The following is a 17,274-nucleotide window of genomic DNA, read 5'->3' as shown; positions in this document are numbered from 1 at the left end:
GCCATAGTTTCCCCCTGCGGGTGCGAGGAGAACATCGTCCCACCATCAGGATGCGCGGGGAGGCATATTCGCGCGAGATGTGGACCGTGGCGAGTTGCGCACACCTGTGGATGCCGTGCCCGGCGGCCCCGGCGGCGGTTCGAGTCGCAGCATCCACCGTGCTAAACTGACTCTTTGTCTGCGCGCACTCCAGCACGCAGTTCGTACCCTCCCTGCGGATTCCGGCCGGAAACGGCTTGTTCCGCGGTGGGTGCAGACAAGGGATCTTGGGTGGAACCGTCCGGTTCCACGGTATTCAGGAGGAGTAAACCATGGCAGCAGTGTGCCAGGTGACCGGAGCGGTTCCCGGCTTCGGTCACAGCATCTCGCACTCGCACCGCCGGACGAAGCGCCGCTTCGACCCGAACGTGCAGAAGAAGACCTATTACGTGCCGTCGCTGGGCCGCAACATCAAGCTCAACGTGTCGGCCAAGGGCATCAAGGTGATCGATGCCCGTGGCATCGAGGCCGTCGTCCGTGACATCCAGGCAAGGGGTGTGAAGCTCTGATGGCCAAGAAGGCTCAGGACGTCCGTCCGATCATCAAGCTGCGTTCGACCGCAGGCACGGGGTACACCTACGTGACGCGCAAGAACCGCCGCAACAACCCCGACCGCATCGTGCTGAAGAAGTACGACCCGGTCATCCGCAAGCACGTCGACTTCCGAGAGGAGCGCTGATCCCATGGCCAAGAAGAGCAAGATCGCGCGCAACGAGCAGCGCAAGGTGGTCGTCGACCGCTACGCCGCGAAGCGCGCCGAACTGAAGAAGGCCCTCGTCGACCCGACGAGCACCGACGAGCAGCGCGAAGCCGCTCGCATCGGCCTCCAGAAGCTGCCCAAGAACGCTTCGCCCGTGCGCGTGCGCTCGCGCGACGTCATCGACGGCCGCCCGCGCGGTGTGCTGACGAAGTTCGGCATCTCCCGTGTGCGCTTCCGCGACATGGCCCACCGCGGCGAGCTGCCCGGTGTGACCAAGTCGTCCTGGTAGTCACCAGTACAGCGAAGGCCCGGAGTTCCTCGGAACTCCGGGCCTTCTGCATCCGCTCTCTCTCCCGGCGAGAGCTCTCGCGGTCAAGGGGCGGCGCGGCTACGCCGTGACGGCGGCGTGCGAGGTCGCCCACTCGAGGGCGTAGTCGGCGACCTCTTCCCAGCCGTTCTGGCTCACGATCCGGTGGGTGCGCCCGGCGAACTCCTTGTAGTCGACGATCGCGGGGCTGCCGGTCGAGGTGTACTTCTTCACGACGGCCCTGCCGATCGCGGGCGGCACGACATGGTCGATCTCGCCTGTGATCACCAGCAGCGGGGCGCGGTCGGCGCGGTCGTAGTCGACGTGGGTGACGCCGTTCTTCTCGTTGAAGGCCGACGCGACGCCCTCGAAGAACACCCGGTTGTACGAGTTGACGGCGAACTCCTCCCAGAGCTTGTCGGACTCGGCGCGGGTCAGGTCGTTGCCGAACGTGAAGTGGAAGTGGCGCTTGGACAGCGGCTTGGCGCCGTTGCGGCCGAACGGGTTGGAGAGGATCGGCGTGCCCGTCCACAGGGTCGACAGCGGGAGCGTCGTGACGCCGGCGGTCTGGCCCGGCGTGACGCCCACGTAGGCGACGCCCAGTCCGCGGTCGGCCAGCATCTGGGTGATGACGCCGCCGAACGAGTGGCCCATGATGATCGGCTTCTGCGGCAGCGCGCGGATGATGCCCTCGTATTGGTCAGCGATCTGCTTGAGGCCGATCCCCTTCAGCGGCTCCGGGTTACGGCGGATGTCGGCGACGCTGCGGTCGTCGATTCCGGGCCAGCCCGGGACGATGACCTCGTGGCCCAGTGCGCGGAAGCGCTCGGCCCAGGTGTTCCAGCTGGTCGGGGTCATCCACAGACCGTGGATCAGGACGATGGGGGCCTTGGGTGTGGTGTTCATTTCGTTCTCCTCGGGGTGACGCGATGGGTGATTCTCGGTTTCTGGAGCCGGATCCACCCGGCTGGTGTAGCTTGATAGTAGACCGAACGTTCTATCTATACAAGAGTATTCCGAGAAATGCTGAAATCAGTCCACCGCCCCATCGATTTCGGTCCGGTGGCACGATGGAGCGCAGGGGGAAAGACCATGAGCATTACCTCGATCGCCTCGGATGCGGCATCCCGCCCGGCCGTGCGCACGTCAGCGGCGCGTCAGCGGCTGCTCGATGCCGCCGGCGAGCTCTTCTACGGTGAGGGCATCCATTCGGTCGGCGTCGACCGCATCATCGAGGCCGCGGGTGTCACCCGCGCGACGATGTACAAGCAGTTCGACGGCAAGGAAGGCCTCGTGCTGGCGTACCTGGCGGGGGAGGACAGGCAGCTGCGCGATCTGTTCACCCAGGCGGCAGGGGTGTCCTCCGACCCGCTCGTCCTGCTGGACCTGACGATCGCCGGCATCGAGGAGGACATCCGCAATCGCCACACGCGCGGCTGCCCGTTCATCAACGCGGCGGCGGAGTACCCGGACGAGGGTCCGGTCCGCGACCTCATCGCCGATCACCGCGAGTGGTTCCGCTCGACGCTGCGGCAATTGGCGGATGCGGCGTGCCTGACGGATCCGGACGATGTCGCCGCCTCGCTCGTGCTGCTGCGTGACGCGGCCCTCGTCGGCGGCTATCTCGACGGCGAGGATCGGGTGGCTCCGGCATTCGCGCGCACTGCCCGTGGAGTCATCGCCGCCCACAGCCCCGGGCGGGGGTGAGCGTGCCGCTCGACCCGTTCTTCGCCGAGCGGCTCCGAGTGCACCGCCGGTACCTTCTGGGGCGTGCGGTGAAGTCTGCGCGCGCCCGACTGATCGCGCTCTGGCCGTTCGAGCATGAAGCACCCACCTCGGCCGCGCGGCGGCCTCGCGCACCCGGCACTGCGGCATCAGCATCGGGCGCGCCCGCCAGGCCCTCGCCCGCTCGGCTCCGCGCGAAGCACCGGCGCGCCGCACTCGCGTGGGATCGCACCGAGCTGGAGACGGTCGGCACGGCCGGTCCCGAAGTGCGCACGACGGAGCACACGGTCCCGGTCCCCGGCCACCCCGACGTGCGCGTGCGGATCTACTACCCGGCAGAAAACCCTGACGCGCTTGTGCCGGCCTGCCTGACCTTCTTCGGCGGCGCGTTCCGCATCGGCGGAATCGACTATCCGACGACGGATGCTGCGAACCGGCGCCGCGCAGTCGACGCCGGCGTGGCGATGGTCGCCGTCGACTACGCGCTGGCGCCGGAGCATCGCTACCCCACCCAGGTCGAGCAGGCGCATGCCGCACTCGTGTGGCTGTTCGAGACCGCCAAACGCCTGGGGATCGACCCCGGGCGGATCGGCATCGGAGGCACCTCCGCGGGCGCATGCATCTGCGCCGCCCTGGCGCTCGTGAACCGCGACCGCACGCGGCTTCCAGTCCGACTCCAGCTGCTCGAGGTTCCGGTGACCGACCTGACCGGTCGCCGGCTCGATCTGCGCGCCACCCGTGCGATGCGGATCCCGACGTTCATCGCCGTGCGCGAGCTGCGATCGGTCGCGCGCACCTACCTCCCGGACCGGCGGCTCGCTCGAGAGCCGTACGCGTCCCCGTTGCGCGCGGATTCGCACGAACGCCTTCCACCCGCCGTGATCATGACGGCCGAGTACGACCCGCTCCGCGGAGACGGGGTCGCCTACGTCGCCGCTCTGCGAAGGGCCGGAGTCGACGCCAGCGCCGTGCAGTACCTGGGCGTGACCCACGACACCGCGATCTTCACCGGCGTGCTGCCCGCGGCCCGTCGCTGGCACTCCGATGTGGTGTCCGCTCTTCGCGGCCTGCACGCCTTCTGAGTCGATGTCGGGGCGCCGGCCGGCAGCGCATGCCGCCGGCGCAAAAGCATCTTGGGTCACCGCGTCCGCCACATGAGCCACAGGGGCCACTTCGGCACCAACGACACGCCGACGGATTCCGTCAAGGGCCCCGGAAATCCGCGGAAATCCGGGGAAAGTAGGTATATTCGGGGGCGGTCGATCCGACCAGCCGGGGGGCGCTGCCGTCCGGTCCGAGCAATGAAAGGCGGCCTCCGCGCCGCCTTGGAGGACAACCACAATGGCTGACAAGTCCATCACCAAGACCGAACTCGTCGCGAGCATCGCGAGCGCCACGGGCCAGAGCCAGGCCGCCGTCTCTGGTGTGCTCGACTCCCTCTTCTCCACCGTGTCCGAGGCCGTCGCCAAGGGCAGCAAGGTCTCGATCCCGGGCTGGATCTCGTTCGAGCGTGTCCAGACGTCGGCTCGCACGGGCCGCAACCCGCAGACCGGTGCCGAGATCAAGATCCCGGCCGGCCAGCGGGTCAAGGTCACCGCGGGCTCGAAGCTGAAGGCCGCCGTCAAGTAGAGCCGGCCGCTGCTCCAGGTCTGCACCGCCGAAGGCGGCGCATCGAGACCTGAAACGACCAAGAACCTCACAGAAGGGGGATGCCGCACCCGCGGCATCCCCCTTCTGCTCGGCTCCGCCCGCAGAGGGCGCACAGCCGGGCGCACGTAGGGTTGGACCGTGATCCCGACCTCCGCTCCGCCTGGCGCCGATGCGCCGCGTGAAGCGTCGGGAGGCGTGACGTCGGCGCGTGCCCTCCGTGCCGCCGGGCCCGGGATCCTCGTCGTCGTCGCCGTCGCGACACTGATCTGGGGGCTCATCGTCGGCGGCGGTGCAGCGCCGTTCGCGATCGGCGACCCGGGGCCCCTGGTGCGGTGGGGGCTGCCGACTGCCACGCTCGTCGTCAACCTCGCGGCCGCGGGCATGGTCGGCGCACTCGTGACGGCCCTGTTCACGTTGAAGGCGGGCGAGCGCGAGTTCGACGCAGCGCTCGATATGGCATCGATCTCGGCAGCGATCTTCACCGTCGCCGCAGCGGTCACGGGCTTCTTCACGTTCGTCAACAGCTTCAACCCCGCCGTCGGGCTCGGCCCGGAGTTCGGCTCGCAGCTCGGTCGCTTCCTGGTCGAGACCGAGGGCGGGCGCACGTGGCTCATCACCGCGGTCGCCGGCGCGGCGATCACCGTGCTCGCGTTCGCGGTGCGCTCGTGGACTCCCACGCTGTTGGTCGCGATCCTGGCGATCGCGGCGCTGGTGCCGATGGGGACCCAGGGGCACTCCGGCGAGGAGGCGTACCACCACGAAGCGGTGATGGCGCTGATCCTGCACATCATCTCCGCGGCGATCTGGCTCGGCGGCCTGCTGCTGATGGTCGCGGTGCGCCCGCTGCTTTCACGTCCGGCGCTGGCGACGGCGATGGGGCGGTACTCCAGCATGGCGCTGGCCGCGTTCGTGGTCGTCGCCGTCTCGGGCACGGTGCGGGCCTCGATCGGAGTGGGTGCCTGGGAGAACCTCGCATCCCCGTACGGCGCGATCCTGCTGGTGAAGGTCGCAGCGCTCATCGCGCTCGGCGTGCTCGGCGCGCTCTACCGCAGAACGCTGATCGGCCGTCTGGGCGAGGATGCGTCCTCACGCCGTTTCTGGGGCCTGGTGGTGCTCGAACTCGCGTTCATGGGCCTCGCCAGTGGAGCGGCGGTCGCGCTCGCGCGGACCGCACCGCCGACGACGGCCGATCTGCCGCCCGTGCGATCCCCCGCCGAGTACCTCACCGGCGCCGCCCTCCCGCCCGAGCTCACGATCGACCGCTGGTTCACCTCCTGGAACCTCGACCTGCTGTGGGCATTCGCCGCAGGCTTCGGGATCTTCCTGTACGTCGCCGGAGTGCTCCGCCTGCGCCGCCGCGGCGACCGCTGGCCGCTGTACCGCACGGTGCTGTGGATCGCGGGTCTCGCCCTGCTGTTCTGGGTGACGTCCGGGCCGGTCAACGCGTACCAGGATTACCTCTTCAGCGTGCACATGGTGGGCCACATGCTGCTGACGATGGCGATCCCGCTGCTGCTCGTGGTCGGCGCTCCGGTCACCCTCGCGGCGCGGGCGATCCGAAAGCGCGACGACGGCACCCGCGGCGGCAGGGAGTGGATCCTCTGGGCGGTGCACTCGCCTGTCGCGCGTGTGCTCACGAATCCGTTCGTCGCGGCCGGGCTGTTCGTCGGGTCGCTGTGGGTCTTCTACTTCACGGATCTCTTCCGCTGGTCGCTGTACGACCATCTCGGGCACGAGTGGATGATCGCCCACTTCCTGATCACCGGGTACCTCTTCGTGCTGACCCTGATCGGCATCGACCCGGTGGCGTACCGGCTCCCGTACGCCGGGCGGCTCGTCATGCTCATCGCCGTGATGGCCATCCACGCCTTCTTCGGCATCGCGATCATGATGCAGTCGGGCCTCATGGTGTCGGAATGGTTCGGCGGCATGGGCCGCACGTGGGGGGCCACCCCACTCGAAGACCAGTACATCGGCGGCGGAGTCGCCTGGTCGATCGGCGAGCTGCCGACCCTGATCCTTGCGATCATCGTGGCGATCCAGTGGAGCCGCAGCGACGAGCGCGCCCAGAAGCGCGCGGATCGTCACGCCGACCGCACCGGGGATGCCGAGCTGGAGGCCTACAACGCCAAGCTCGCGGCGCTCGCCGAGCGCGACGCCCGGAACGGCTGACCGTGCTCCTCACCGCGTCGGCGGCTCGTCGGACTCTCCCTCCCACTTGGTGCCCTCGAGGTCGCGGCGAAGCCCGCCGGTCAGCTCGTCGACAGCTGCGCCGACGGTCGCCGCGAATCGGTCGGGCGTGAAGCGCTCGGTCAGGCCGTAGCGGCGCAGTACGTCGATGACCGGGTCCTTCATCTCCGCCAGCACAAGCCGGATCCCCTGCGAGGCGAGGTAGTCGTCCAGCTCGACCAGTTCGTCCATCGCGGTGGTGTCGATATCGGTGATCGGTTCGGCCGCCAGGATGACCGTCTTCACGTCGTCGACGGCGTCGACGCGCGAGCGGACCCAGTCGTCGAACATCGCGCCGTTCGCGAAGAACAAGGGGGCATCGAACCGCACGATGACCACGCCCGGAATCCGCTCACCCTCGGGGTATCTGGACAGATCGTGGTAGCCCCGCAGTCCCGTGACACGACCCAGCTCGGCCTTGTACGGCCGCCACGACTGCTGGACGAATGCGAGCAGCGACAGGCCGATCGTCACGAGGATGCCGGCGAGCACGCCGAAGACGATCACTCCGACGAAGGCGGCAAGCGAAAGCGCGGCATCGACCTTGTCCATGCGGATGAGGCGAAGGACGCCCCGCACGTCGATCAGGCTGACGGCCGCGCCGATGACCACGGCAGCGAGGGTCGCCGAGGGGAGGTAGGCGGTGACGCCCGGTGCGATCAGGATGAACGCGATGAGCAGCGCCGCGCCGACGACGCCGGTGAGCTGGGTGCGCGAGCCTGCCTGCTCGGCGACCGGTGTGCGGGACGAGGATGCCGACACCGGGAAGCCGCCGAGCAGCCCGCCGGCGATGTTCGCGATGCCGATGCCCGACATCTCCTGGCTGCCGGAGACGCTCTCACCGCGCCGCGCAGCGAGGGACCGGGACAGGACGGCGCTGTCGGTGAACGCGACCAGCGCGATGCCTGCGGCGGGCAGGGCGAGCGACCAGACATCGGCCCACTGGAGGCCGCCGAGAGCGGGGGCCGGCAGGCCGAAGGGCAGTGCCCCGACAACCGGCAGCGAACTCGACAGGGCGAAGACCGCGGTGATGACGGTCGCGAGGACGACCACGACGAGCACGCCCGGCACGGGGGAGCGCAGCCACCGCAGGATGAAGATGATGGCGAGCGAGCCGAGGCCGAATGCCGCTGCGTCCAGCTGCACTTCGCCGCCGATGATGCCTTCGAAGATCGCCACGATGTCGGGGAGCGGGGCGATCGCTTCGATCGAGAAGCCGAGCAGCTTCGGAATCTGCGAGAGGATCACCAGCAGCGCGACGGCGTTCAGGTAGCCGACCCTGATCGGTTTGGACAGCAGATCCGTGACGAATCCGAGGCGCAGGATTCCGCCCAGAAGCAGCAGGACCCCGACCATGATCGCGAGCAGGCCGGCCAGCGCCACCGCGCGGCGCTCATCCCCGAGCGCCAGCGGGAGGATGGATGCGGCGATGATCGGCGCGAGCGCCGAGTCCGGCCCGAGGACGAGGATTCGCGACGGTCCGAACACGGCGTACGCGAGCAGCGGCACGATCGTGGCGTACAGGCCGGTCTCGGGTGGAAGTCCAGCGGCGACCGCATACCCCATTCCGGCAGGAATCAGCAGCGCCGTCACGACGATGCCCGCGCGCACATCCGGCCACAGCCAGGCACGGCGGTAGTCCCGCAGCGTGGCGGCGCCGGGCAGCCAGCGGCCGATCCCTTTGCGCCTCATCGCGCCTCCTCGCTCCACATCATCGCGGATCCAGGGTGCCGCGTGGAGAGGGGTCCGCCGCTCAGCGGCGGCGGAGCATCACCGCCGCGGCATCCGTCACTGCGGGTCGGGTCCGCTCACACTGATCGAGGCGGTGCCGTCCGGCAGGATCGCGATCGTTCCCGTCACGATGAACGGCACGTCATCGGCCACGTCGCGCACCGAGCCGTCGAAGAGCGAGCGGATCGCGACCTCGATATGGGCGACCGCGTCCGCCGGCGGGATGCGCCAGCCCGCGCCCTCGGGAACCACCGAGACGGTGGGCTGGGCCGCGATCGACCACGTCGGCGGTGACACGATGCGATCCTGCACGACGAAGCCGAACGGGCACGCCGTCGGCTGGAGCACTTCCTGCGTCGCGCACTCCGTAAGGAACTGCTCCACCCGCTCCTGGACGACCTCGACGAACTGCGGGGTCGCGAAGGCCTGGATGTCCACCGGAACGTTCACGAACGGGCTGTCCGAGAGGACGGCCGCACCGCGGGTCGACGAGATCGGGGTGTCGACCGAGACGGAGTAGATGCCGGGGGAGAAGACCAGCAGCGACAGGGGAGCCGTGGGGTCGGCATCCACGCCGTCCGGCGAGACCTGGCGCTTGTCGACCACGAATCCGTTCACGTCGAACGACATCGAACCCTTCACCGCGAGGTCCATGACCGCCAGGGGACTCGTTGCGAACTGCCACGTCGGCGCGAGGCCCACCCAGCCGGCGCGCTCCACCTCGAAGGTGGTCGTGCCGGGGAAGGCGCCCGCGTGGTACCGCGCGGTCACGAGCGTGGTGCCCTGAGCGGTCTCCTCTTCTGAGACGATCTCGATGTCGGTCAGCGTCGCCAGGGCGTCGTGGCGCAGGAGCGCGTCCGAGGCGGTGGCGGGCAGTCCCGCCGCTTCGAGCTCGGCGGAGTCCACCGCCACCCCGGCGACGGCGAGCGCATCGGCGGCGCGGCCCTGTGCGAGCATCCCGAGATAGCGCTCCACGAATGCGCTCGGACTGTAGAACTCGCGGAAGATCGCGGCCGTGCCGGCGCCGACGGCTGCGATCAGCACCAGGCCGACGATCGCGAGGAGGGTGAGGTCGAGGGCCAGCCGGCGACGACGGGGGGATGCCGCGGGCTGGGTTTCAGGCGCTGTCGCGTGCGGAGTCGCATTCGTGCGCTCCGCCCCCGCGTCCTTCGCAACCGTGTCCATGCCAGACATGTCCATCGCCCCGTCGATCCCCCTCGGGCTCTGCATCCAGTGTAGGAACATGCGCCTGTGAGAATCCGGGTGTCGTCATCCGCCGTCGTGGGCGAATTCGTCGTGCACAGGCGACCGTCGCGGCAACGCAGGGCTGGTTACCATGAATCGGTGACCACACCTCCGCTCTCGCCCGAGCAGGAGGCGCTGTTCCGTCTGATCGAGGACACACGCGAGCACGTGTTCGTCACCGGCCGGGCGGGCACCGGGAAGTCGACGCTCCTGCAGCACCTGGCGTGGAACACGTCCAAGCAGATCGCGGTGTGCGCACCGACCGGCGTGGCCGCACTGAACGTCGAGGGCCAGACGATCCATTCGCTGTTCCGCCTGCCGATCGGGCTGATCGCCGGCAGCCAGATCGACCAGTCCGACGCCACGCGCAAGATCCTCAACGCGATCGACACGCTCGTGATCGACGAGATCTCAATGGTCAACGCCGACCTGATGGACGCGATCGACCGGTCGCTGCGCCAGGCGCGGGGCCGACGCGCCGAGCCGTTCGGCGGCGTGCAGGTCGTCATGTTCGGGGATCCGTACCAGCTGGCACCCGTGCCGCCCCGCGGAGACGAGGCGCACTACATCCGCGATCACTACCGCTCGTTCTGGTTCTTCGACGCCAAGGTGTGGGTCGGCAGCGTCGGCGGTGACGGGATCATGGACATCGGCGCATACGGTGCCGACCTCCACATCCGCGAACTCGTCGACATCCACCGGCAGGCCGACCCCGCGTTCAAGGCGATGCTGAACGCGGTGCGCCACGGGCACGTCACCGCAGACATCGCGGAAGTGCTCAACGACACCGGCGCGCGCACACCGCCGGATCCTGCCGACGGCGAGCATCCGATCATCACGCTCGCGACGCGCAACGACATCGTCAACAGCATCAACCGCCGGCACCTCACCGAGCTCATCGGTCGCGAGCAGACCGCGACCGCGGAGATCACCGGAGACTTCGGGCGCGGGGAGGCCTCGTACCCGGCCGATGTGGACCTGAAGCTCAAAGTCGGTGCGCAGGTCATGTTCCTCCGCAACGACACCGGATCGTACGGCGAGCCGCCGCGCTGGGTGAACGGCACGATCGGCACCGTGACCCGGATCGCGGGCGGCACCGTCCGGGTCGAGGTGGAGGGCCAGGAGTTCGAGGTCGAGCCCGCCGTGTGGGAGAGGTTCCGCTACGCCTACGACGCCGGATCGAAGTCGCTCACCCGCGAGATCGTCGCCGAGTTCACGCAGTTCCCGCTGCGGCTCGCCTGGGCGGTGACGATCCACAAGAGCCAGGGCAAGACGTACGAGCGCGCGGTCATCGATCTCGGCTCCGGCGCGTTCGCTCCGGGCCAGACCTATGTCGCGCTGAGCCGGCTCACGTCGCTCGACGGTCTGTACCTGTCCCGGCCGCTCCGGCCCGGCGACATCCGGGTCGACCCCGATGTGCAGCGGTTCATGGCGGGCGTCCGCGCCGCGGCATCCTGATCCCCGGCGACCTCACTCCTTCCGCGCGAAACCACCCCTTCTCGACGAAACCACCCTCAATGGTCGCGCGAACCGGCATGGACTCGGCGAGAAGAGGTGGTTTCGCCGAAGATGGTCCGGGATGCCGGGGGTCAGGCGACCTGCGACTGCGCCTTCGCGGCGGCGAGGTCTTCGAACACCTCGGTGTTCATCCGGTACGCCAGCAGCACCTCGGCGATGACGCGCTCCTGCTCCTCGGCGTCCCACGGTGCGGCATCCAGCTGGTCGCGGTACACCTCCTTGAACGCCTTGGGGTCGGCGATGTCGTCGAAGACGTAGAACCCGATGCCGTTCGTCTCGAAGCCGAAGCGGCGGGCCATGACCCTGCCGATGAACTGACCGCCGGACAGGTCGCCGAGGTAGCGCGTGTAGTGGTGCGCAACGAACCCGCCCGCCCAGGTCGTACCCACCAGATCGATGCGATCGACATAGCGCTTCGTCGTCGGCAGCGGCGAGATCTGGTCGCGCCAGTCGGGGCCGATCAGGAACTCGAGGTCGGCCTCCAGCGCCGGCAGCCGGGTCAGGCGGTCCGAGATGAAGACCGACGCGACCGGGTCGCGGCGCATCCGCCCGGCGGCACGCTCGAGCGCGTCGTACATGTACCAGTGCTGCACGACGAGCGCGATGTAGTCCTCGCGGGTGCCCTCGCCACTCATCAGGTCCGCCATGAAGCCCGCACTCTCGCTGCCGGAATGGGCGGCGCCGGAACGCTCGCGGAGGGCGGTGGAGAACGGGATCGGGTCGCTCATAGTCCACAGTGTAGGGGAACTAAGGCTCCCCTAACTTGGGATCGCTACGCGTGTGCCCGCGGCTCGATTCCGAGCCTCCGGCACGACTCGTCGTACAGGGCGACGATCTCGCGGCGCACCTGCGGGCGCTCGGTGATCGGTCCGCCCGGCCAGGGCACCCGCACATCGATCTCGTCGCCGCCGGCGAGCTGTGCACGCCACTGCCCACCGTCTCCGTCGAAGCCGGTCATCGTGGCGCCGACCACGTCCCGGTCCGGGCCGAACGCGCGTGCGATCAGGCGATTGTCGTCGTCGTGATCGCCGTTCATGTGCGCGAGAACGGCGGTGACGACCGGTTCGTCGAATCGGTGGACCATCTTCCTACACTACGCACGGCCGTGAACGGTCCAGGTCCACAGTGTGTTTGAATTCATTCCAGACACCGGGGGGTGAAAATGCGGGTTCGACCCACACGATGGCGTGCTGCGATCGCACTCGCCTCCGTCGTCGCGGCATCCCTGATCGTCACCGGCTGCGCGCCGGACGAGCACGTCGACATCGACGTTCCCGCTGCGGTCGACACGCCATTCCCCGAGACGACGGCGCAGCAGCTGCAGGATGCCGTCACCCAGGCGATGACCGCCTCCGGTGCCTCCGGAGCGATCGTCGGGGTGTGGGCCCCGTGGAGCGGAACCCTGGTCAAGGGGCTCGGCGTCGAGTCGGTCGGCGGCAAGGCCGTCACTGCAGACATGGAGTTCCGCATCGCCCAGGTCACCCGCGCGATGACGTGCGATGTGCTGTACGCGGTCGCCGCCGAAGGCACGGTGAGGATCAACGATCCCGTGACGAAGTGGGTCGCGGGAGTCCCCGACCTCGGCGGCGTGACCCTCGGCGAGCTGTGCGACAGCACCTCCGGCATCGGGTCCTACAGCGCCCAGCTGTCGAGCCTGTTCCTGTCCAACCCGGCGCGCGTTTGGAACCCGCGCGAGCTCGCGAGCTACGGACTCGGCCAGCCGCGCGAGGGCGAACCGGGAACGGCGTACCGCGACTCCGACGCCGGCTACGTGCTGCTCGGCACGGCGCTCGAGCGCGCGACCGGGCGAAGCGCGGCCCAGCTGCTCGAGGACTACGTGTTCGACCCGCTCGACCTGACCGCCACCCAGCTGCCGTCGGGCGCCCCGGCCGCGGCATCCGAATCGGGTCCCGTACTGAACGGCCACCACTCACTGCGGGACGCGGCCGGCGTGATGAACTGCACCGAGCCGCTCGATGTCACTTCGATGTCGGCGAGCATCGGGTACACCGACTCGGGCGTGGTCTCGGACATCACCGATCTGGGTCGCTACGCGCAGGCGCTGGCGGCTGGCGCGATCCTGCCGGACGGCGTCGACCGCTTCGATGAGCCGATCGCCGTCTACGCCGGCGCCCCGGCCTGGTACACGACGAGCGGCGGTGCGATCCAGGCGGGCTCGTTGATCGGGCAGTACGGCTCGGTTCCCGGATACTCGACGGCCGCGTTCTCGGACCCGCAGTCCGGTCTCACGGTCGCGGTCGTGCTGAACAACTCCGGCGGCGGTGCGGCGCTCGCCGAGTATCTCGCGTGGGAGCTCGCCGCGATCGCCTCCAAGGCGCCGGCGACCGCAGGCGCGACGGCGCCCGAGGCGGGCCTGCCGTGGACCGCTCAGCAGTACCACGACCTGATCGCCTCCTCGGCGATCTGCACCGCACCACCCGCGTGACGCGGCGTCGTGGCAGCGCGGTGGTGGCGGCGCGGTGACGTCGCGGTGGTGACCTCGCGTTCGGGCACGACGCCGGCCGTCCTCCTGGTCATCGTCGGTCTCGCGTGCCAGGAGGTGGGCGCGTCGCTCGCGGTGCTCCTGTTCCCTCAGGTCGGGCCGCTCGGCATGGTCATGCTGCGGCTGGTGTTCTCCGCCATCATCCTGCTGCTCATCGCGCGGCCTGGGCTGCGCGGCCACACCCGCGAAGGATGGCTGGCCGTGCTCGGCTTCGGCGTCGTGCTGGCGGTGATGAACGGCCTGTTCTACCTCGCCCTGGAGCGCCTGCCGCTCGGCGTCACCGTGACGATCGAGGTGCTCGGCCCGCTCGTGCTGTCGATCGTGGCGAGCAGGCGCCTGTCGGCATGGCTGTGGGCGCTCCTCGCCCTCGTCGGAGTCGTCGCCCTGGGCGGTGGTGGGTGGGATCGCCTCGATCCGCTCGGCGTGCTCTTCGCCCTCGGCGCGGCAGCGAGCTGGGCGTTCTACATCCTCGCGTCGGCGCGGGTCGGGCGCGAGTTCCCCAAACTCGACGGACTGGCCCTCGCGATGACCGCCGGCGCCGTGATCGCGCTTCCGTTCGGGATCATCTCGGCGGGTGCCGCGCTGCTGCGACCAGACCTGCTCGCGCTCGGCGCCGCGGTCGCGGTGCTCTCGTCGACCATCCCGTATGCCCTCGAGCTCATCGCCCTGCGCAGGCTTCCGGCAGCGGCGTTCGCGATCCTGATGAGCCTCGCCCCCGCCACCGCCGCGATCGCCGGATGGGTGCTGCTGGGCCAGGAGCTCGCATGGCTCGAGATCCTCGGCATCGCCCTGGTGATCGTCGCGAGCATCGGAGCGGTCCGCTCGGCCGGGAGGGCGGCGCGGGATGCCGCGGCATCCGCGCCGGTCGACGAAGGCGACGGCACGCCACCGCGCGAGCCGGACGAGCCGTTCGCCGAGCCCGTGGCGTGACGCGCTGACGCGCTCGGGCGACCGGCTCCGCCGGCGTCACCCGCCTGAGCTAGGCGACCGGCTCCGCCGGTGCGAGCGCCAGGTACTGATGCACGAACGCGATCGCCATTCCGCCCTCTCCGACGCCCGCTGCGACACGTTTGACGGAGCCGGAGCGCACGTCGCCTGCCGCGAAGATGCCGGGCGCCGTCGTCTCCAGCGCGAACGGATCCCGCTCGAGCGTCCACTCGCCGCCCGTCCCCGCATGCGGGCCGGTGAGCACGTAGCCGTTGCCGTCGCGTGCCACCTCATCGGGCAGCCACGAGGTCTCGGCATCCGCCCCGATCATCACGAAGAGTACCTCGGCGGCGCGGTTCGTCACCGTCTGCGTGCGCTTGTCGATCACGTCGATCGACTCCAGCTTCTCGGTGCCGTGCAGCGCGACCACTTCGGAGCGGGTCTGGATCGTGACGTTCGGGTTCGACCCGAGCTGCTCGATCAGATACTGCGACATGCTCGCACCGAGTGATTCGCCCCGCACGATCAGGGTCACCGACTTCGACCGGCGTGAGAAGAAGATCGCCGCCTGGCCCGCAGAGTTGCCTGCGCCGATGATGAAGATGTCCTTGCCGTGGGCGATGCCGGAGTCGCTGCGCGCGGCACCGTAGTAGACGCCGTTGCCGATGAAGCGCTCGATGTCGGGGATCGCGACGTGCCGCCACTCCACGCCCGACGTGAGGATCACCACCCTGGTGTGCAGCACCGTGCCGCCGTCGAGGGTCACGGTGTGCGCGTCGGGGTCGATGTGCTCGATCGCGCGCGTCACGATGATCTCGGCGCCGAGCCGTCGCGCCTGCCGCATCGCCTTGGCGGCCAGCTCGTCGCCGGAGACGCCGAACGGAAACCCGGTGTAATTCTCGATCCGGGTCGACGTGCCCGCCTGACCGCCGGGGGCGAACCGCTCGACCACGAGCGTGCGCAGGCCCTCGGCGGCGCCGTTGACCGCGGCTGTCAGGCCGGTCGGCCCGCCGCCGATGATGATCACGTCGTACCGGTCGTGCTCGGGCGCGACCGGCAGCCTGCCGGCCAGCGCGATCTCACGCACCGTCGGCTGCACGAGCCGGGTGCCGTCGGCGAGCACGACGACAGGGAACGAGCTGTGCCCTGCCGCCTGCTCCGCCTGCTGCGGATCGCTCATGTCGATCGTGTCGTACGAGATGCGGTTGCGGTTGAGGAACGTGCGCACCTCGTGCACGCGCGGATCGATCGACGGGCCGATGACGACCATGTCGGGTGTGGCGGTCTCTGCCGCGAGCTCCTTGAGGCTCTCGATGCGGCCCTGCGCCGACGCCCCGACCGTGGTCGCGACCTGCGGTGCCATCGCGGCGAGCATGAAGAAGCTGCCGAAATCGAGCTTGAGCACGCGCGACGCGTCGATCGCGCCGTAGCTGGCCGGCAGGTTGGTGCTCAGCATCATCGGCACCTCGCCGTACATCTCGCCCGGTCGGCGCTTGCCCACCCTGCGCTCGACGCCGTTGATGTCCTTCGTGAGCTCCATGACCCCTTCGACCACGAGGAACAGGGCGCGCTCGTCGCCCTCACGCGCCGCGAACTCGCCGGGGAGCAGGCGGATGTCCTCCACCGACCGTGCGACGAACGCGAGCTGGTCGTCGGTGAGATCGGCGAACAGCGGAATGGCCGTCAACTCGGCAGCGGTGATCACGGTGGCCTTTCAGCGGATTCGGGTCCACGACGATCGTGGCAGTTCGCGATCCCTCCGACAACGCCCGGGCCCACGTCGTAGCCTGAACCACGGAAGCAGCGGCGCTCCCGGCTCCTCGGGCCGCCGCTCTCGGAGGGAGATGCGCATGTGCCGTTGGCTCGCATACCGGGGAGAAGCCCTTCAGCCGTCGATCCTCATCCTCGACGCCCAGCATTCGCTCGTGGCCCAGTCCCTGAACTCCCCGCTGGGTGCGGAGACGGTCAACGGCGACGGGTTCGGCTTCGGCTGGTATCCCACGGATGCCGATGCCGGCGGCATCCCGGCCGTGTTCCACAGCATCGAACCGGCGTGGCACGACCAGAATCTGCGCGAGATCACCCGCGCCGTGCGAAGCCCCGTGTTCTTCAGCCATGTGCGCGCGGCCGGCGGTCCGCCCATCCAGCAGACGAACTGCCACCCGTTCCGCTATGAGAACTGGCTCTTCATGCACAACGGATTCCTCGCCGACTTCACCGACGTCAAGCGCGATCTGACGTTCGCGATCGATCCGTCGCTCTACCCTCATGTGCAGGGCACGACCGACTCGGAGGTGCTGTTCCACCTCGCGCTCACCTTCGGCCTGCGCGATGATCCGATCGAGGCGATGACCCAGACCGTTCGCCTCGTGGAGTCGACCGGGCGCGAGCATGGCATCCGGTTCCCGATGCAGGGCACGATGGCGGTGTCCGACGGGGAGACGCTCTGGGCGTTCCGCTATTCGACCGCGGGGCGATCGCGAACGCTGTTCCACTCCGTCGACATTCCGACGCTCCGTCAGCTGTACCCCGATGCCGAGCGGCTGAGTCTGTTCGGCGACGATGCGCACGTGGTGGTCTCCGAGCCGCTCAACGACCTGCCCGGCACGTTCGTCGAGGTGCCCGAGGCCACCGCCGTGATCCTCGATCCGGACGGCTACCGCCACCAGCCGTTCATGGCCTGACGGATCGGGTTCACGC

Annotated in this window: 17 protein-coding genes; 11 read left to right on the top strand and 6 right to left on the bottom strand. The window is 69.3% G+C overall.

What is annotated here, in order from left to right; genetic code table 11:
- Positions 1-311 precede the first annotated feature (311 nt).
- The 3 genes from rpmB to rpsN are packed head-to-tail and all read left to right on the top strand — an operon-like array spanning position 312 to position 1,028.
- On the top strand, positions 312-548 hold the full coding sequence (gene rpmB / locus BM349_RS00760; protein WP_091701138.1) for a 50S ribosomal protein L28: 237 nt from the start codon (positions 312-314) through the stop codon (positions 546-548).
- Positions 548-718 carry a 50S ribosomal protein L33 gene (gene rpmG, locus BM349_RS00755; protein ID WP_018173550.1) on the top strand — a complete coding sequence of 57 codons (171 nt, stop codon included), beginning with the start codon at positions 548-550 and terminating at the stop codon, positions 716-718. The genes rpmB and rpmG overlap by 1 nt, the downstream gene beginning before the upstream one ends.
- 4 nt (positions 719-722) lie before the next feature.
- Entirely contained in the window at positions 723-1,028 is a 306-nt protein-coding gene (gene rpsN / locus BM349_RS00750; protein WP_091701133.1) for a 30S ribosomal protein S14, read from the top strand.
- A gap of 99 nt (positions 1,029-1,127) precedes the next feature.
- Here the strand turns inward: rpsN and BM349_RS00745 are convergent, their stop codons facing one another.
- On the bottom strand, positions 1,128-1,952 hold the full coding sequence (locus tag BM349_RS00745) for an alpha/beta hydrolase (protein ID WP_091701129.1): 825 nt from the start codon (positions 1,950-1,952) through the stop codon (positions 1,128-1,130).
- 186 nt (positions 1,953-2,138) lie between these two features.
- On the opposite strand from BM349_RS00745, the gene BM349_RS00740 reads away from it, so the two are divergent.
- The 4 genes from BM349_RS00740 (at position 2,139) to BM349_RS00725 (ending at position 6,593) form a co-directional block, all read left to right on the top strand.
- A complete protein-coding gene (locus BM349_RS00740) occupies positions 2,139-2,753 on the top strand; it encodes a TetR/AcrR family transcriptional regulator (protein WP_091701124.1) in 615 nt (204 codons plus the stop codon).
- Between the two features lie 2 nt (positions 2,754-2,755).
- Positions 2,756-3,853, top strand: a complete 1,098-nt coding sequence (locus BM349_RS00735) for an alpha/beta hydrolase (RefSeq protein ID WP_091704625.1) — start codon at positions 2,756-2,758, stop codon at positions 3,851-3,853.
- A 259-nt stretch (positions 3,854-4,112) separates the two neighbouring features.
- Complete coding sequence (locus BM349_RS00730; protein WP_091701119.1) at positions 4,113-4,400, top strand: HU family DNA-binding protein; 288 nt, start codon at positions 4,113-4,115, stop codon at positions 4,398-4,400.
- A gap of 216 nt (positions 4,401-4,616) precedes the next feature.
- On the top strand, positions 4,617-6,593 hold the full coding sequence (locus BM349_RS00725) for a bifunctional copper resistance protein CopD/cytochrome c oxidase assembly protein (RefSeq protein ID WP_091701115.1): 1,977 nt from the start codon (positions 4,617-4,619) through the stop codon (positions 6,591-6,593).
- 9 nt (positions 6,594-6,602) lie between these two features.
- On the opposite strand, the gene BM349_RS00720 is transcribed toward BM349_RS00725, so the two are convergent.
- Entirely contained in the window at positions 6,603-8,342 is a 1,740-nt protein-coding gene (locus BM349_RS00720; RefSeq protein WP_091701110.1) for a SulP family inorganic anion transporter, read from the bottom strand.
- Between the two features lie 96 nt (positions 8,343-8,438).
- Positions 8,439-9,575, bottom strand: a complete 1,137-nt coding sequence (locus tag BM349_RS00715) for a hypothetical protein (RefSeq protein WP_254773670.1) — start codon at positions 9,573-9,575, stop codon at positions 8,439-8,441.
- Positions 9,576-9,725: 150 nt separating this feature from the next.
- On the opposite strand from BM349_RS00715, the gene BM349_RS00710 reads away from it, so the two are divergent.
- A complete protein-coding gene (locus tag BM349_RS00710) occupies positions 9,726-11,084 on the top strand; it encodes an ATP-dependent DNA helicase (RefSeq protein ID WP_091701106.1) in 1,359 nt (452 codons plus the stop codon).
- A 131-nt stretch (positions 11,085-11,215) separates the two neighbouring features.
- Here BM349_RS00710 and BM349_RS00705 read toward each other — a convergent pair whose 3' ends face one another.
- Positions 11,216-11,872, bottom strand: a complete 657-nt coding sequence (locus tag BM349_RS00705) for a biliverdin-producing heme oxygenase (protein WP_091701101.1) — start codon at positions 11,870-11,872, stop codon at positions 11,216-11,218.
- A gap of 44 nt (positions 11,873-11,916) precedes the next feature.
- Entirely contained in the window at positions 11,917-12,228 is a 312-nt protein-coding gene (locus BM349_RS00700; RefSeq protein ID WP_091701098.1) for a DUF2470 domain-containing protein, read from the bottom strand.
- A 78-nt stretch (positions 12,229-12,306) separates the two neighbouring features.
- Here BM349_RS00700 and BM349_RS00695 point away from each other — a divergent pair, with 78 nt between their 5' ends.
- Both BM349_RS00695 and BM349_RS00690 read left to right on the top strand, forming a co-directional pair.
- Positions 12,307-13,590, top strand: coding sequence for a serine hydrolase domain-containing protein (locus BM349_RS00695; protein ID WP_091701095.1), 1,284 nt, complete (start codon positions 12,307-12,309; stop codon positions 13,588-13,590).
- 48 nt (positions 13,591-13,638) lie between these two features.
- Positions 13,639-14,577: an EamA family transporter gene (locus BM349_RS00690; RefSeq protein WP_091704618.1), complete on the top strand. Its 939-nt coding sequence runs from the start codon at positions 13,639-13,641 to the stop codon at positions 14,575-14,577.
- Positions 14,578-14,626: 49 nt separating this feature from the next.
- Here BM349_RS00690 and BM349_RS00685 read toward each other — a convergent pair whose 3' ends face one another.
- Positions 14,627-16,279, bottom strand: coding sequence for an FAD-dependent oxidoreductase (locus tag BM349_RS00685; RefSeq protein ID WP_091701090.1), 1,653 nt, complete (start codon positions 16,277-16,279; stop codon positions 14,627-14,629).
- Positions 16,280-16,424: 145 nt separating this feature from the next.
- On the opposite strand from BM349_RS00685, the gene BM349_RS00680 reads away from it, so the two are divergent.
- Positions 16,425-17,258, top strand: coding sequence for a class II glutamine amidotransferase (locus tag BM349_RS00680; protein WP_091704616.1), 834 nt, complete (start codon positions 16,425-16,427; stop codon positions 17,256-17,258).
- The last annotated feature ends 16 nt before the right edge of the window (positions 17,259-17,274 follow it).

It is taken from the genome of Microbacterium sp. cf046 (genome assembly GCF_900114345.1).
Classification (GTDB): Bacteria; Actinomycetota; Actinomycetes; order Actinomycetales; family Microbacteriaceae; genus Microbacterium.
This window is presented reverse-complemented; position numbering and strand designations above follow the sequence as displayed.

Coding starts and splice junctions, on each gene's coding strand:
- rpmB (WP_091701138.1), top strand. CDS start 312: ATGGCAGCAGTGTGCCAGGTGACCGGAGCGGTTCCCGGCTTCGGTCAC.
- rpmG (WP_018173550.1), top strand. CDS start 548: ATGGCCAAGAAGGCTCAGGACGTCCGTCCGATCATCAAGCTGCGTTCG.
- rpsN (WP_091701133.1), top strand. CDS start 723: ATGGCCAAGAAGAGCAAGATCGCGCGCAACGAGCAGCGCAAGGTGGTC.
- BM349_RS00745 (WP_091701129.1), bottom strand. CDS start 1,952: ATGAACACCACACCCAAGGCCCCCATCGTCCTGATCCACGGTCTGTGG.
- BM349_RS00740 (WP_091701124.1), top strand. CDS start 2,139: ATGAGCATTACCTCGATCGCCTCGGATGCGGCATCCCGCCCGGCCGTG.
- BM349_RS00730 (WP_091701119.1), top strand. CDS start 4,113: ATGGCTGACAAGTCCATCACCAAGACCGAACTCGTCGCGAGCATCGCG.
- BM349_RS00720 (WP_091701110.1), bottom strand. CDS start 8,342: ATGAGGCGCAAAGGGATCGGCCGCTGGCTGCCCGGCGCCGCCACGCTG.
- BM349_RS00715 (WP_254773670.1), bottom strand. CDS start 9,575: ATGTCTGGCATGGACACGGTTGCGAAGGACGCGGGGGCGGAGCGCACG.
- BM349_RS00705 (WP_091701101.1), bottom strand. CDS start 11,872: ATGAGCGACCCGATCCCGTTCTCCACCGCCCTCCGCGAGCGTTCCGGC.
- BM349_RS00700 (WP_091701098.1), bottom strand. CDS start 12,228: ATGGTCCACCGATTCGACGAACCGGTCGTCACCGCCGTTCTCGCGCAC.
- BM349_RS00695 (WP_091701095.1), top strand. CDS start 12,307: ATGCGGGTTCGACCCACACGATGGCGTGCTGCGATCGCACTCGCCTCC.
- BM349_RS00680 (WP_091704616.1), top strand. CDS start 16,425: ATGTGCCGTTGGCTCGCATACCGGGGAGAAGCCCTTCAGCCGTCGATC.